The following is a 14525-nucleotide window of genomic DNA, read 5'->3' as shown; positions in this document are numbered from 1 at the left end:
CTAATATTGAAAAGCCATTATTGCCCGGATCAATCGAACTGCGCGCGCATCCAGGCCTGGTACTGGGCCACTTCAGGCTCACCTTCACGAGGCGCCCAAGGTGCCAGTTCGCCATCCCCCACAGGGCGATAGGGTCCGGCTTTGCACTCGAACATCACGCTGTCAGGCTCAAGCACCACAAGGCCATGAAATACTCCCGGCGGCAGGTCTACGCCGAGGCTTTCGCCCCCGGCCATCAACACGCGCGTTTCGAGCAACTGACCGTTGCGGTCAAAAATCAGCACCCCCAGCTTGCCCCTGAGCACCAACAGGGTTTCAGCCTTGTCGCTGCTCAGGTGACAGTGGGGCGGGATGTACGTGGCGGGTTGCAGGCCCACCACCATGCGATGACAAGGCTCCTGCATCTGATGCAGGTTGTGGTGCTGGCGACCACGAGGGTTACCGGCAGCCTTCTCGGCCAGTTCGTTAAACAGTGTCTGATCGAGAAAGCTGGGGGTAGTCATGGTTTCAACGTCCTTGTTTACAAACCTTTAACGGCATAAATGCCGGCGGCGTTACGCCAGTAGCCTTTGTAGTCCATGCCATAACCGAATACGTAGCGGTCGATGCACGGCAGGCCTTCATAAGTGGCCTTGAGGCCGGCACTCGCCTTGCGGTCGTGTTCTTTGTCGATCAACACCGCCGTGTGCACCTGACGTGCGCCAGCGTGATTGCAGAAATCCACAATGGCGCTCAGGGTGTGACCTTCATCCAGAATGTCGTCGATGATCAGCACATGGCGGTCCATGAACGACACTTCCGGCTTGGCCTTCCAGAACAGATCGCCACCGCTGGTCTGATTACGGTAGCGCGTGGCGTGCAGGTAAGACGACTCAAGCGGAAATTTCAAATGCGTGAGCAGCTTGCCGGCAAAAATCAGCCCGCCGTTCATCACACAAAAAACCACTGGATTCATCTCGGCCATGTCGGCCGTGATTTGCGCGCCAACACGGGCAATGGCCGCCTCGACTTCAGCTTCGGTGTACAGGCAGTCAGCCTCTCGCATGACTTGACGGATATGCTCGAGATCAGCAGACATGACGCTCTCCAGGGGGGGTTGCTCAAGAAAAGCGGGCAAAGGTACGCATCCGCATGGCTCAGATCAAGCATTTATGGACTAACGTGCTGTTATGTCTATAGGACATCACCCCGGATTAGATTAATCTAGGCCGGTTTTTTTGCCTGCCCCCGGAGCTTTTCCCTATGCCTATCCGTGAGATCCGCCATCCGCTGATCCGTCACAAGCTCGGCCTTATGCGCCGTGCCGACATTAGCACGAAGAACTTCCGCGAGCTCGCTCAGGAAGTCGGCGCGTTGCTGACCTATGAAGCCACCAGCGACCTGACGCTCGAAACCTACGAGATTGAAGGCTGGAGCGGCCCTGTTCACGTTGAGAAAATCGCCGGTAAGAAAATTACTGTCGTGCCTATCCTGCGCGCCGGCATCGGCATGCTCGAAGGTGTGCTGAGCCTGATCCCGGGCGCCAAAGTCAGCGCCGTCGGCGTTGCCCGTAACGAAGAAACCCTGCAGGCCCACACTTATCTGGAAAAACTCGTACCGGAAATCGACGAGCGTCTGGCGATGATCATCGACCCGATGTTGGCCACCGGTTCTTCGATGGTTGCAACCATTGACCTGCTGAAAAAAGCCGGCTGCAAAGAGATCCGCGCCATGGTGCTGGTTGCCGCCCCCGAAGGGATCGCTGCGGTAGAAGCCGCTCACCCGGACGTCACCATCTACACAGCGTCCATCGATAACCGTCTGGACGAACACGGCTACATCATTCCGGGCTTGGGCGATGCCGGCGACAAGATCTTCGGCACCAAGCAAAAGGACGCATAACATGCAGGACGAGTTCAACGACCCGCTCTGGCGCCAGATCCTCTCTGGCGCGCAGATGCTCTTCGTGGCCTTTGGCGCGTTGGTGTTGATGCCTTTGATTACAGGCCTGGACCCTAACGTTGCGCTGTTCACGGCGGGTCTCGGGACTCTGCTGTTCCAGATCGTGACCCGGCGCCAGGTGCCGGTCTTTCTGGCTTCGAGTTTCGCTTTCATTACCCCGATCATTCTCGCCAAGGGTCAATTCGGCCTGGCGGCGACCATGGGCGGCGTGATGGCAGCCGGTTTCGTGTACACCTTTCTCGGTTTCGCGGTAAAGCTCAAGGGCACCGGTTTCATTGATCGCCTGCTCCCGCCCGTGGTCATTGGCCCGGTGATTATCTCCATCGGTCTGGCGATGGCACCGATTGCCGCGCACATGGCCATGGGCCGCGCTGAAGATGGCACCGAGCTGATCCACTACCAGACCGCCATGATGATCTCGATGCCAGCCTTGCTGACCACCCTGATCGTGGCGGTGTTCGGTAAAGGGATTTTCCGTCTGGTTCCGATCATTGCCGGTGTGTTGGTGGGGTTTGCCCTGGCCTTCTATTTTGGCGTGGTCGACACGGCCAAAATTGCCGCAGCCCCCTGGTTTGCCTTGCCGCAGTTCACGGCGCCGGAGTTCAACTGGCAGGCGATTCTGTTTATCGTCCCGGTGGCATTGGCCCCGGCCATTGAGCACATTGGCGGCGTGATTGCCGTGGGCAGCGTGACCGGTCGCGACTACCTGAAAAAGCCCGGCCTGCACCGCACCCTGTTCGGTGACGGTATTGCCACCACGGCTGCTGGTCTGCTGGGCGGCCCACCCAACACCACCTACGCCGAAGTGACGGGCGCCGTGATGCTGACCAAGAACTACAACCCGAAAATCATGACCTGGGCGGCCATCTTTGCCATCAGCCTGGCATTTATCGGCAAGTTCGGCGCACTGCTGCAAAGCATTCCAGTGCCAGTCATGGGCGGGATTTTGTGCCTGCTGTTCGGTTCGATCGCGGCGGTGGGGATGAACACCCTGATCCGTCATCAGGTCGACCTGAGCGAGGCACGCAATCTGGTGATCGTTTCGGTCACGTTGGTGTTCGGTATTGGCGGTGTGCTGATCGGCACCGGGATGGGCCCTGAAGACTTCGGTCTCAAGGGCATCGCGCTGTGCGCCATTGTGGCGATAGCGCTGAACCTGATCCTGCCGGGTAACGACAGTTGGAAAAAGAAAAAAGGTGACGAGCCGATTATCTAAACCGGCCTGCGTCACCTGCAACCCTCTCCCCTCGGGAGAGGGTTTTTTATTTCACAGCGCCAGCGGCGCCCTTTCGCATAACGTATTCAACGCAGCCGCCCATTCAGGGCTGTCATTGAGGCACGGCACCAGCACCAACTCCTCGCCCCCCGCCTCGATAAACTGCTCGCGACCGCGATCGCCAATCTCTTCCAGCGTCTCGATGCAATCGGCGACAAAGGCCGGGCACATCACCAGAATTTTTTTCACGCCCTCTTTGGCCAGCGCATCCAGCCGCGCTTCGGTATAGGGTTCGATCCACTTCGCGCGCCCCAAACGGGACTGAAAAGCCACCGACCACTTACCGTCCGGCAAGCCCATTCGCTGCGCAAACAACTCAGCGGTACGCAGGCATTGCGCGCGATAGCAGGTAGCCATCACCGCAGGGGACGCGTTTTGGCAGCAGTCTTCATTTTTGAAACAGTGATTACCGGTCGGGTCGAGTTTGTGCAGATGCCGCTCGGGCAAACCGTGGAAGCTCAGCAGCAGGTGATCGTAATCCTGCGCCAGATGCGGTTTGGCACTGGCCACCATCGCTTCCAGGTACTCGGGCTGGTCATAAAACGGCTGCAGGATTGAGAACTGAATCGGCAGCTTTTTAGCCTTGACCACCCGCTTGGCTTCTTCAATCACCGTGGTCACGGTGCTGTCCGCAAATTGCGGGTAGAGCGGCGCAAGGGTGACCTTCTTGATGCCCTGAGCGGCCAGCCGGGTCAGCACAGTTTCAATGGACGGCTCGCCATAGCGCATCGCCAATTCCACCGGCCCCTGCTTCCACTCGCGGGTCATGGCCTGCTGCAAACGGCGGCTGAGCACCACCAACGGTGAACCTTCATCCCACCAGATTGACGCGTAGGCATGCGCCGACTGCTCGGGGCGTTTGATCAGGATCAGCGACACCAGCAAGCGTCGAACCGGCCATGGCAAGTCGATCACGTACGGGTCCATCAAAAACTGGTTCAAGTAGCTGCGAACATCCGCTACCGACGTAGACGCCGGTGAACCCAGGTTTACCAGCAACAGCGCGTGGTCGGTCATGCAACATCCTATTTCAGAGGCGGGCGGACACATCATCGAGTGCCGCTCGCAAATCGGTGAACTGAAAAGTGAAACCGGCTTCAAGCAAGCGTGCGGGGGTCGCCCGCTGCCCGCCCAATAACAACTGCGACATTTCGCCCAGCAATACGCGCAATACAAACGCGGGCATGGGCATCACGGCCGGGCGATGCAGCACGCGGCCAAGGGTTTTGGCGAACTCGGCGTTACGCACCGGGTGCGGGGCGCAGGCATTATAAGGACCGGTTGCCGCATTCTCATGCACAAGAAAATCAATCAGGGCGATTTGGTCCTGAATATGAATCCAGGGCATCCATTGCCGACCATTGCCTATCGGCCCGCCGAGCGCCAGCTTGAAAGGCAGCAACAGGCGTGACAAAAAGCCGCCCTCGGCTGACAACACCAGCCCGGTGCGCACCAACACCACACGTATCCCCAGTGCCTGCGCACGCAGCGCGGTCTCTTCCCAGGCGATGCACAGGTGACTGGCAAAATCTTCGCTGACCGGCGCGGCGTCTTCGGTCAACTCGCGCTCACCGCCATCCCCATACCAGCCCACTGCCGACCCCGAAACCAGCACAGAAGGTTTTTGCTCGCGGCTTTCGAGCCATGCCAGGAGGGTTTCGGTCAGGGTGATCCGACTGCTCCAGAGCAACATCTTGCGCTTGCGCGTCCAGGGCCGATCCGCAATCGGTGCCCCCGCCAAATTGATCACGGCATCCACGGGGTCCTGCCCCAGTTCTTCGAGCGTGGCGATGCCCCTGACGCCTGTTGCACAGAGTTCACTCACCTGCGCGGGGCGTCTGCTCCACACCGTCAAACGATGACCTTGGGCCAACCAGTGACGACAAAGCTGGCGCCCTATCAAGCCTGTACCGCCTGTCAGCAATATGTGCATCTGTTCAACCTCGCAGGAAGTTTTATCGCAAGCACTGGTCTATTTTTAGAGAAAGCCCCAATTCGTCGCGCCGTCGGCTGTGTATAAGAATAGGCCAGATGGACCCAGCGAGCACGCTAAAACTTATACCAATAAATAGATTTGTACAGGTATTACCGTCGGCGTAGTCTGTGCAAACAGGAATCGAGGCCACTATGACTGTACCCATCGCAATCATCGGCACCGGCATTGCCGGTCTTTCAGCAGCGCACGCCCTTCAAACAGCAGGTCACACGGTGCACCTGTTCGATAAAAGCAGGGGCAGCGGTGGCCGTATGTCCAGTAAACGCAGTGAAGCGGGCAACCTGGACATGGGCGCGCAGTACTTCACTGCCCGCGATCGACGTTTCGTCGAAGAAGTGCAACGCTGGCAAGCCAAAGGCTGGGCCAGTGAATGGGAACCGCATCTGTACAACCACAAACATGGCCAACTGACTCCTTCCCCCGACGAGCAAACCCGCTGGGTCGGCAGCCCGCGCATGAGTGCGATCACCCGCGGCCTGCTAGGCAAATCCCACGTGACCTTTTCCTGCCGGATCACCGACCTGATCAAAGGTGAGACACACTGGCACCTGCAAGATGCAAACGGTGATGATCATGGCCCCTTCAGCCATGTGATCATCGCGACTCCCGCGCCACAGGCCACGGCGTTACTGGCCCTGGCCCCTAAATTGGCCAGCATGGTGGCCAGTGTGAAGATGGACCCCACCTGGGCGTTGGCGCTGGCCTTTGAAACCCCTCTGGCAACCAAAATGGATGGCTGTTTTGTACAAGACAGCCCGCTGGACTGGCTGGCACGCAACAGCAGCAAACCGGGCCGTAACAACCAGCCCGACACCTGGGTGCTGCATGCCACCAGCGCCTGGAGCCGACAAAACCTCGACCTGCCCAAAGAAGCGGTCATTGAGCAACTGCACGGCGCCTTTGCCGAGCTGATGCACTTCCCCACACCGGCCCCGATTTTTACCCTGGCCCACCGCTGGCTCTATGCTCGACCCGCAACGGCCCATGAATGGGGCGCTTTGGCCGACTCAGACCTGGGCTTATACGCCTGCGGCGACTGGTGTTTGTCTGGCCGGGTCGAAGGCGCCTGGCTCAGCGGCCAGGACGCTGCGCGAAAGTTGCTTGAGCACCTGGAATAACGCACCGCACATCACTCCCCCCCCCTGACGCCGCCTCGCGCGGCGTCTGCAGGCACTGCCGTGGTCTTACCAAACGACATCAGATGCGATAACTCCGTAGAAGCCCCAAAACCTGTACAAGTTATTTGACTTGTACAATATCAAGCCTATGATGACCTTAAGTTGTACATCGCACAAAAGATGTACAAGTAATTCTTGGAGGTTCATCACATGGCCAGCGCCGTCTCAGCTCATGACAAACCGAAAATCGCCATCAGCGCCTGCCTGCTGGGAGCTGAAGTTCGCTTTAACGGCGGCCATAAAGAGTCGCGCCTGTGCAGCCAGGCCCTGAGTGAACATTTCGACTTTGTGCCGCTGTGCCCCGAGGTCGCCATCGGCCTTGGCATTCCCCGTCAACCCATCCGTCTGATTGGCAACCCGCAACAGCCGCTGGCCGTCGGCAGTGTCGACAGCGCGCTGGACGTCACCGGCCCCCTGCATGACTACGGGGTGGACATGGCGGCCGAACACACCGACATTTGTGGCTACATTTTTATGCAGAAGTCACCGTCCTGCGGGCTGGAGCGGGTCAAGGTCTATCAGGACGGTGGCCGCCCGGCCGAACTCAGTGGCCGCGGCATATACGCCCGCGCCTTCTGTGACGCGCACCCCAACCTGCCGGTGGAAGAAGACGGTCGTTTAAATGACCCGGTATTGCGCGAGAACTTCATGACCCGGGTCTACGCCTACCGGGACTGGCAAGCGCTGCTCAAACAAGGCATCACACGGCGCAGCCTGACCGAGTTCCATGCCCGGTATAAATATCAACTGATGGCAAACCATCCGGTCCAGTACAAAACCCTGGGCAATTTACTGGGCAGCCTTGGCAAACAAGACCCGCACGCTATTGCACCGCAGTACTTCAGCGAGCTGATGAAAGCCCTCAAACGATGTGCCACCCGGCGCACGCACACCAATGTGCTGCAACACCTGAGCGGCTACCTCAAACAATCCATCAGCAGTGCCGACAAGCAAGAGATCCAGCAGATCATCGGCCAATACTTGCAGGGCATCGTGCCTTTAGTGGTGCCGCTGACCCTGCTCAAGCATCACTTCCGTCAGCACCCGGACCCTTACATCTCGCGTCAGGTGTACCTGCAGCCGCATCCGGAAAACCTCAGCCTGCGCAATGCCATCTGACCATGACCGACGACCTGATTATGTCCAACACACCTGATACGGACTACAGCCAGGCTCTGGCACAAGGTTGGCTGCCCATACGTGATGTTTCGCGTATTACGGGGGTTAACGCGGTGACCTTGCGTGCCTGGGAGCGTCGCTACGGATTGATCGTCCCCCATCGCACCGCCAAGGGGCATCGGCTGTTTTCCACAGAGCATATTCAGCGGATCCAGCAGATTGTGCTGTGGCTTAACCGCGGCGTGGCTGTCAGCCAAATCAAGCCATTGCTTGATGCTCCCGGTCCGTCTGCCGAAGCACCCGGCAGCGACTGGCAGGTTTGGCGTCATACCCTGATTGAAGCCATCAGTGAGTTGGCCGAGCGCCGCCTCGATGATTGTTTCAACCAAGTCATGTCGCTCTACCCCACACGCCCCTTGTGCGAGCGACTGTTGATGCCGCTGCTCGATGAGCTGGAACAGCGCTGGCAAGGGCAGTTCGGCGCCCAACTGGAGCGGGTGTTCTTTCATACCTGGCTGCGCAGCAAGCTGGGCGCACGCATTTATCACAACAACCGTTCGCTTAAAGGCGATCCGGTCCTGCTGATTAACCACTCGGACCTGCCCTTCGACCCCCACCTGTGGCTCACCGCCTTGCTGATCAGCAGCAGTCACTGCCCGGTTGAGATGTTTGACGCGCCTTTGCCGGTGGGTGAACTGGGCCTGGCAGTCGAGCGACTGGAGCCTCGAGCGGTGGTGCTGTACTCCAGCAAAACCATTAACACCCAGGCATTGAACAAATTACTGAACGGCATCGAGTGCCCGACGTTGATTGCCGGCCCGGCGGTACGCATTCATTACGACGTGTTGTCCGTAAGCACAACCGAGATCGCAGGCCTGTGCCTGGCCAACGACCCCATGGAAGCGCATCTACGCCTCAACCAACTCGGGCTTTTGTAACGCTCTGCTATGGGCTCAAGGAACTGACATGCAACTTTTTTGGCTAAGAAGCGACCTGCGTCACCTCGATAACACCGCCCTGAGCGCCGCCGCTGCACGTGGTCCCACGTTGGCGGTGTATGTGATCAGCCCCCAGCAATGGCTGATGCACGATGACGCGGCCTGCAAAGTCGACTTCTGGTTGCGCAACCTGCACACCTTGAGCGAGCGTTTGCGCCAGCTCAATATCCCTCTTCTGATTCGCACCGCCGCCACGTGGGAAGACGTCCCTGCGGTGCTGCTCACGCTGTGCCAAGAGCAAGGCATTCAAGCGCTGCACACCAATGAGGAATACGGCATCAATGAAACGCGCCGCGACACGGCGGTGGCTCAAACCCTGGAAGCCCAAGGCATCGCCTTCCACCGTTACCTTGACCAACTGCTGTTTCAACCGGGCAGCATCCTCACCCAGTCGGGCTCGTACTTTCAGGTGTTCAGCCAATTTCGCCGAGTCTGTTACAACCGTTTGCACATGGCCCTGCCGCAGACCCTCGCCGCCCCCGCGGCTCAAGCGCCCTTGAATATCCAAAGCGACCCGGTGCCTGCTGCAATCGACGGCTTTGCCACGCCCAATGACGCGCTGCGTGCGCTGTGGCCCGCCGGAGAGGAAGAAGCCCAAACACGCCTGGCACGCTTCGCTGATGAACACATCCACTACTACCAGGATGAGCGCGACCTGCCGGCCAAGCCGGGGACCAGCCAGCTTTCCGCCTACTTGGCGGCGGGTGTGATTTCCCCGCGTCAATGCCTGCACGCAGCACTCATGAGCAACAACGGCGAGTTCGAAAGTGGCAGCCCCGGCGTCTTCACATGGATCACCGAGTTGCTGTGGCGCGAGTTTTATAAGCACATTTTGGTCGGTTACCCCCGCGTCTCACGGCATCGCGCCTTCCGCCCCGAAACCGAATTCATGCCGTGGCGTGAGGCCCCGGAGGAGTTGGAGGCCTGGAAACTGGGCCGCACCGGCTTTCCGATCATTGATGCCGCGATTCGCCAACTGCTGGAAACCGGCTGGATGCACAACCGCCTGCGCATGGTGGTGGCGATGTTCCTGACCAAGAACCTGCTGATTGATTGGCGTGAAGGCGAACGCTTTTTCATGCAGCACTTGATTGACGGCGATTTGGCTGCCAACAACGGCGGTTGGCAATGGAGTTCTTCCACCGGTACCGATTCCGTTCCGTACTTCAGAATTTTCAACCCGTTGAGTCAGTCTGAGCGCTTCGATCCCGAAGGCACCTTCATCAAACACTGGCTCCCCGAATTGGCTGATTTGAATAAAAAACAGGTGCATAACCCGGCCTCAGTGGGCGGCCTGTTCGGCGCAGTCAACTACCCTGCTCCTATCGTGAACTTGAGCCAAAGCCGCGACCGCGCGCTCAGCGCCTTCAAAAATCTTCCTACCAGGCACATGTTGGAGATGAGTCATGACTGACGGGCGCAGAATCTGGCTCACAGGAGCCAGCAGCGGTATCGGTGCGCATCTGGCTCAGGTGCTGCTTGAAACAGGCGCCCGGCTCGCCGTCAGCGCACGAAACCCGCAACCGCTTACAGCCCTGTCTGACCGCTATCCCGGACAAGTTCTGGTTGTCCCCGGCGATTTGACCGACTGCGCTCAGGTGCGTGAGATCGGCATGCACATTGCCCAGACCTGGGGAGCGCTGGACACCGTAATTCTCAATGCGGGCACCTGCGAATACATCGACGTCGACCACTTTGATGCCGCCCTGATCGAGCGCGTCGTACGCACCAATTTATTGGCCACCAGTTATTGCATCGAGACGGCACTGCCCTTGCTGCGCGCCGGTTCGCGCCCGCATCTGGTGGGCGTTGTGAGCTCCGTCACCTATTGGGCGCTGCCACGGGCAGGCGCCTATGGCGCGTCAAAGGCGGGGCTGCGTTACTTGCTGGAATCCCTGCGGCTGGATCTTGCCCACGAAGGGATGGACGTCACCCTCGTCAGCCCTGGCTTCGTGGACACGCCGCTGACTGAAAAAAATGACTTTCCGATGCCCATGCGCTGGCCTGCCGACAAAGCAGCCAGCCATATTGCCCAGCGTCTGGAGAAACGCCCGCTGGAGATCGCATTTCCAACCCCTTTCATCGCGCTGTTGCGCCTGTTGTCCAGCCTGCCCAAGCGCATGCAAGTGGCGCTGGGCAAACGTCTTGCGCGTAATGGCGAGCAACCACACCCATGAAAATCGCGATTATCGGCAGCGGCATATCAGGCCTGACCTGTGGCTATTTACTGCACAAGACCCACGACATCACGGTGTTTGAAGCCAGCGACTGGGTCGGCGGCCACACCCACACGGTCACTGTTGACGTCAACGGGCAATCCTATGCGGTCGACACGGGATTCATCGTTTTCAACGATTGGACCTACCCCAACTTCATTAAACTGATGGACCAACTGGGGGTGCGCTCCAACGCCACTGAAATGAGCTTCTCCGTGCACGATACGGACACGCGGCTTGAATACAACGGCAATACGCTCAACAGCCTGTTTGCCCAGCGCGGCAATCTGCTGTCGCCTGCTTTTTGGGGCATGTTGCGCGACATTTTGCGTTTTAACCGCGAAGCCGTCCGCGACCTGGACGAGCAGCGTATCGCCGCTGACACCCGGCTCGGCGACTATTTGCAACGGCGCGGCTATGGCGAACGTTTCATTGAGCACTACATCGTGCCGATGGGCGCCGCCATCTGGTCCATGTCACTGGCCGACATGCTGACGTTTCCCCTGCAATTTTTCGTACGTTTCTTTAAGAACCACGGCCTGCTCAGCGTCAGTAATCGCCCGCAATGGCGTGTGATTGAGGGAGGCTCAAGTGCTTACGTCAAACCGCTGAGTGCCGGTTTTGCTGATCGAATCCACCTTAATTGCCCGGTGACTCAGGTCGAGCGCTACGAGCAAGGCGTACTGATCCACACGGCGGCCGGTGTTGAGCGATTCGACAAAGTGATTTTTGCCTGCCACAGCGATCAGGCCCTCGCCTTGCTGGCCCAGCCCTCAACGGCCGAAAAGGACATCCTCGGCGCGCTGCCCTACGCGGACAACGATGTTGTGCTGCACACCGATACGCGCCTGTTGCCTGACCGAAAACTCGCTTGGGCCAGTTGGAATTATCGCCTGGGGTCAGCCGTACAAAAACGCGCTGCCGTGACCTACAACATGAACATCCTGCAAGGTATTCAGAGCGAGACCACGTTCTGCGTCAGTCTTAACCAAACTTCAGCCATCGACCCGCTTACAGTGCTGGCCAGCTTTACCTATGCCCACCCGCAATACAGCTTGCAGGGCATTGCCGCACAAGCGCGCTGGCAAGAACTGCTGGGCGCGAACAACAGCTATTTTTGCGGCGCCTACTGGGCCAATGGTTTCCATGAAGATGGTGTGGTCAGCGCATTACGTGTGACCAACGCCTTCGGGCATCGCTTATGAACAGCGCCCTGTATACCGGGTGGATCGCCCACCGGCGCTTCGCGCCCACCGCCCATGCGTTTCGTTACCGCATCGGGCTGCTTTATCTCGACCTGGATGAACAAGAGGCGGTCTTGGGCCTCTCCCCTTTGGCCGGAAAAAGCCGACTGGCGCCCTTCTCTTTCCGTGAAACCGATTACCTGAAAACGTACACCCATACGGGCATGCGCCTGATCGACGCGGTGCGCCAACAAGTCGGTATCGCGTTGGGGCACACCCCGCAAGGCGCAATCCGCGTGCTCACGCAACCGCGCAGTTGGGGGCTTTCATTCAACCCGGTGAGTTTTTTTTACTGCTTTGAGGCTGACGGCACCTTGGCTGCTGTCTTGTGCGAAGTGACCAATACGCCCTGGCGCGAGCGCTATCACTATGTTCTCCCGGCGCAAGGTGACGGTTTTCAGCACGTCGCCGTGGCCAAGGCTTTTCATGTGTCGCCGTTTTTGCCGCGCGATCTGCAATACCGCATGAGCTTCAGCGCGCCCGACGCGCGCCTCGGTGTACACATGGCCGACTGGCAAGGTGAGTTAAAACTGTTTGATGCCACCCTCAATCTGCAACGCACGTCGCTGGACCGCGCGGGACTGCATCGCTATGTGCGCCAGTTCCCATGGATGACGGCGAAGACGTGCGTGGCTATTTACTGGCAAGCCGTGCGGCTTTTTCTCAAGCGCACACCGATTTTTTCCCATCAGGCCGCCGATGGCGCCTTTCGCATTGCTACTGCGCATAACAAGGAACAACGCCATGAAAAGCCCTAGCCTGGTGAGCAAATCGTCATCGTCGAGTACCCATAATCTGACCAGCGCGCTATTGCGCCGCGGAGTGATGCGCCAATTGGCCCAGTTGAAAAACGGCCACCTGACCGTCGTCGAAAAAGGCGAGCGCCGGACATTCGGCGAGCATGGCGCGGGGCTTGTGGCGGAGGTTCACATCCACGACGCCAGCGTGTGGGGCATGATCGCCAGCAACGGTTCGATTGGCGCCGGGGAAGCCTTTATCCATGGCTACTGGAGTTCCCCGGACCTCACAAAAGTGATCCGTGTGCTGGTCAGCAATATGGAAGTGCTGGATGCCATGGAAGGAGGCCTGGCGCGTCTGAGCCGCCCGTTCATTCGGGGCCTGCACTGGATCAATCGCAACACGCGCAAGGGTTCGCAGAAAAACATTGCCGCGCACTACGATCTGGGCAATGAGATGTTCGAGCAGTTTCTCGACCCGACCATGATGTATTCCGCCGCCCAGTTCCTTACGCCCGACGACACGCTGGAGCAGGCGCAGCTTAATAAATTGGCGCGTATCTGTCAGAAACTCGGGCTGACTGCCGACGACCACTTGCTGGAAATCGGCACGGGCTGGGGCAGCATGGCGTTGTTTGCCGCTCAGCAATACGGGTGCAAAGTCACCACCACGACCTTGTCCAAGGAGCAGTACGACTACACCCTCGCGCGCATCCATGCACTTGGCCTACAAGATCAGGTGACATTGCTGCTTGAGGATTACCGTGATCTGACAGGGCAGTACGACAAGCTGGTGTCCATCGAAATGATCGAAGCAGTCGGTCACCGCTTTTTGCCCAGCTATTTCAAACAGTGTTCCCACTTGCTCAAGCCCCACGGCTTGATGCTGCTGCAAGCCATTACCATCCGCGAACAACGCTATGAGCAGGCAAAACGCAGCGTGGACTTTATCCAGCGCTACATTTTCCCCGGCGGCGCTTTGCCCAGCGTGCAGAAGATGCTCGAAATCGTCGGCCAGGACACCGACATGAACTTGATGCACATGGAAGACTTCGGCCTGCATTACGCCAAAACCCTGCACCTGTGGCGCGAGAATTTTCGACGCGCCCATGGCCGTTTGACTGAGTTGGGCTACGACGAATACTTCCTGAGGCTGTGGGAGTTTTACTTGTGCTACTGCGAAGGCGGCTTTCTGGAGCGCAGCATTGGCACCGCGCAATTGCTGCTGGCCAAACCGGGCGCCACGCTCGAACCGCTGTTGGGCCGACTCGATGCTTAACAAGACGCTGGCCAACGCCGCGCTGTTTCAGGTCGGCTGGTTTGCCTGCGTGCTGGGCGGCCACAGCGCCTGGCTCCTGCTGGCAGGCGCGGCCTTGGTTATTCAAGTGCTGTGGATAAAAGCTGACATCCGCCTGGTGGTGCTGGTGTGCGTGCTGGGCAGCGTCATCGACAGCGTTCTGTTGAACGTGGGCGTGTTTGCATTCGACAGTCCAGGAAAGATCATCCCGTTCTGGCTGATGCTGCTGTGGGCCCTGTTGGCCACTACCTTGAATCATTGCCTGGCATGGACCGCGAAACCGCTCTGGCTTTGCGCAGTGCTGGGCGCCGTGGCAGGTCCGCTTTCGTACTATGCAGGGCAGCGCCTGGACGCCGTGGCGTTTCCATTGGGCCTGTGGCCAACCCTGATCGGGCTGGGGGTTGTTTGGGGGGCGTTGTTCCCAACCCTGCAATGGCTGGCAGGTAAACTTTCTCACCCGGCCGGATAGGTGCAGCTGTCAGCTGTTTCACACCTTGATGCGGCACTGCCTTACACTGCGCGC

15 protein-coding genes are annotated in these 14525 nt (G+C 58.8%); 11 read left to right on the top strand and 4 right to left on the bottom strand.

All coding sequences use genetic code 11. The features are described from left to right. Window positions 1-29 precede the first annotated feature (29 nt). Together V6F78_RS18725 and V6F78_RS18720 are read right to left on the bottom strand one after the other, a co-directional pair. Complete coding sequence (locus V6F78_RS18725) at window positions 30-503, bottom strand: WbuC family cupin fold metalloprotein (protein ID WP_047273341.1); 474 nt, start codon at window positions 501-503, stop codon at window positions 30-32. A gap of 17 nt (window positions 504-520) precedes the next feature. Further along, window positions 521-1078, bottom strand: coding sequence for a hypoxanthine-guanine phosphoribosyltransferase (locus tag V6F78_RS18720; RefSeq protein WP_047273340.1), 558 nt, complete (start codon window positions 1076-1078; stop codon window positions 521-523). A 164-nt stretch (window positions 1079-1242) separates the two neighbouring features. Between V6F78_RS18720 and upp the strand changes: the two genes are divergently transcribed. Next, a complete protein-coding gene (gene upp, locus V6F78_RS18715) occupies window positions 1243-1881 on the top strand; it encodes a uracil phosphoribosyltransferase (protein ID WP_047273339.1) in 639 nt (212 codons plus the stop codon). Window position 1882: 1 nt separating this feature from the next. After that, window positions 1883-3157, top strand: a complete 1275-nt coding sequence (locus V6F78_RS18710) for a uracil-xanthine permease family protein (RefSeq protein WP_047275397.1) — start codon at window positions 1883-1885, stop codon at window positions 3155-3157. 51 nt (window positions 3158-3208) lie between these two features. On the opposite strand, the gene hemH is transcribed toward V6F78_RS18710, so the two are convergent. Continuing rightward, window positions 3209-4234 (bottom strand): ferrochelatase, encoded by a 1026-nt coding sequence (hemH, locus tag V6F78_RS18705; RefSeq protein ID WP_047292264.1) that lies wholly within the window; start codon window positions 4232-4234, stop codon window positions 3209-3211. A gap of 13 nt (window positions 4235-4247) precedes the next feature. Continuing rightward, on the bottom strand, window positions 4248-5150 hold the full coding sequence (locus V6F78_RS18700; protein WP_047292262.1) for a TIGR01777 family oxidoreductase: 903 nt from the start codon (window positions 5148-5150) through the stop codon (window positions 4248-4250). Between the two features lie 194 nt (window positions 5151-5344). Here V6F78_RS18700 and V6F78_RS18695 point away from each other — a divergent pair, with 194 nt between their 5' ends. The 9 genes from V6F78_RS18695 to V6F78_RS18655 all read left to right on the top strand — a co-directional run bounded on the left by V6F78_RS18695 (window position 5345) and on the right by V6F78_RS18655 (window position 14471). Continuing rightward, complete coding sequence (locus tag V6F78_RS18695) at window positions 5345-6331, top strand: NAD(P)/FAD-dependent oxidoreductase (RefSeq protein WP_047292261.1); 987 nt, start codon at window positions 5345-5347, stop codon at window positions 6329-6331. Between the two features lie 210 nt (window positions 6332-6541). Next, entirely contained in the window at window positions 6542-7510 is a 969-nt protein-coding gene (locus V6F78_RS18690) for a YbgA family protein (RefSeq protein WP_094990551.1), read from the top strand. A 2-nt stretch (window positions 7511-7512) separates the two neighbouring features. Beyond that, entirely contained in the window at window positions 7513-8448 is a 936-nt protein-coding gene (locus V6F78_RS18685; protein ID WP_332727998.1) for a MerR family transcriptional regulator, read from the top strand. Between the two features lie 28 nt (window positions 8449-8476). After that, a complete protein-coding gene (gene phrB / locus V6F78_RS18680) occupies window positions 8477-9922 on the top strand; it encodes a deoxyribodipyrimidine photo-lyase (RefSeq protein WP_332727997.1) in 1446 nt (481 codons plus the stop codon). Beyond that, on the top strand, window positions 9915-10685 hold the full coding sequence (locus tag V6F78_RS18675) for an SDR family NAD(P)-dependent oxidoreductase (protein WP_047292257.1): 771 nt from the start codon (window positions 9915-9917) through the stop codon (window positions 10683-10685). Before phrB ends, V6F78_RS18675 begins: the two co-directional genes overlap by 8 nt. Beyond that, the gene (locus tag V6F78_RS18670) at window positions 10682-11929 is read left to right on the top strand and encodes an NAD(P)/FAD-dependent oxidoreductase (protein ID WP_169858836.1); all 1248 of its coding nucleotides are present in this window, start codon (window positions 10682-10684) and stop codon (window positions 11927-11929) included. The genes V6F78_RS18675 and V6F78_RS18670 overlap by 4 nt, the downstream gene beginning before the upstream one ends. Beyond that, on the top strand, window positions 11926-12726 hold the full coding sequence (locus V6F78_RS18665) for a DUF1365 domain-containing protein (protein ID WP_047292250.1): 801 nt from the start codon (window positions 11926-11928) through the stop codon (window positions 12724-12726). Before V6F78_RS18670 ends, V6F78_RS18665 begins: the two co-directional genes overlap by 4 nt. Further along, window positions 12713-13984, top strand: a complete 1272-nt coding sequence (locus tag V6F78_RS18660; RefSeq protein WP_047275369.1) for an SAM-dependent methyltransferase — start codon at window positions 12713-12715, stop codon at window positions 13982-13984. Before V6F78_RS18665 ends, V6F78_RS18660 begins: the two co-directional genes overlap by 14 nt. After that, the gene (locus V6F78_RS18655; RefSeq protein ID WP_332727996.1) at window positions 13977-14471 is read left to right on the top strand and encodes a DUF2878 domain-containing protein; all 495 of its coding nucleotides are present in this window, start codon (window positions 13977-13979) and stop codon (window positions 14469-14471) included. Before V6F78_RS18660 ends, V6F78_RS18655 begins: the two co-directional genes overlap by 8 nt. Window positions 14472-14525 lie beyond the last annotated feature (54 nt).

This window comes from Pseudomonas sp. ESBL9 (genome assembly GCF_036668715.1).
Classification (GTDB): domain Bacteria; phylum Pseudomonadota; class Gammaproteobacteria; order Pseudomonadales; family Pseudomonadaceae; genus Aquipseudomonas; species Aquipseudomonas lundensis.
This window is presented reverse-complemented; position numbering and strand designations above follow the sequence as displayed.

Bases quoted from the DNA above. Each gene is read 5' to 3' on its own strand.
- V6F78_RS18725 (WP_047273341.1), bottom strand. From the start codon at position 503: ATGACTACCCCCAGCTTTCTCGATCAGACACTGTTTAACGAACTGGCC.
- V6F78_RS18720 (WP_047273340.1), bottom strand. From the start codon at position 1,078: ATGTCTGCTGATCTCGAGCATATCCGTCAAGTCATGCGAGAGGCTGAC.
- upp (WP_047273339.1), top strand. From the start codon at position 1,243: ATGCCTATCCGTGAGATCCGCCATCCGCTGATCCGTCACAAGCTCGGC.
- V6F78_RS18710 (WP_047275397.1), top strand. From the start codon at position 1,883: ATGCAGGACGAGTTCAACGACCCGCTCTGGCGCCAGATCCTCTCTGGC.
- hemH (WP_047292264.1), bottom strand. From the start codon at position 4,234: ATGACCGACCACGCGCTGTTGCTGGTAAACCTGGGTTCACCGGCGTCT.
- V6F78_RS18700 (WP_047292262.1), bottom strand. From the start codon at position 5,150: ATGCACATATTGCTGACAGGCGGTACAGGCTTGATAGGGCGCCAGCTT.
- V6F78_RS18695 (WP_047292261.1), top strand. From the start codon at position 5,345: ATGACTGTACCCATCGCAATCATCGGCACCGGCATTGCCGGTCTTTCA.
- V6F78_RS18690 (WP_094990551.1), top strand. From the start codon at position 6,542: ATGGCCAGCGCCGTCTCAGCTCATGACAAACCGAAAATCGCCATCAGC.
- V6F78_RS18685 (WP_332727998.1), top strand. From the start codon at position 7,513: ATGACCGACGACCTGATTATGTCCAACACACCTGATACGGACTACAGC.
- phrB (WP_332727997.1), top strand. From the start codon at position 8,477: ATGCAACTTTTTTGGCTAAGAAGCGACCTGCGTCACCTCGATAACACC.
- V6F78_RS18675 (WP_047292257.1), top strand. From the start codon at position 9,915: ATGACTGACGGGCGCAGAATCTGGCTCACAGGAGCCAGCAGCGGTATC.
- V6F78_RS18670 (WP_169858836.1), top strand. From the start codon at position 10,682: ATGAAAATCGCGATTATCGGCAGCGGCATATCAGGCCTGACCTGTGGC.
- V6F78_RS18665 (WP_047292250.1), top strand. From the start codon at position 11,926: ATGAACAGCGCCCTGTATACCGGGTGGATCGCCCACCGGCGCTTCGCG.
- V6F78_RS18660 (WP_047275369.1), top strand. From the start codon at position 12,713: ATGAAAAGCCCTAGCCTGGTGAGCAAATCGTCATCGTCGAGTACCCAT.
- V6F78_RS18655 (WP_332727996.1), top strand. From the start codon at position 13,977: ATGCTTAACAAGACGCTGGCCAACGCCGCGCTGTTTCAGGTCGGCTGG.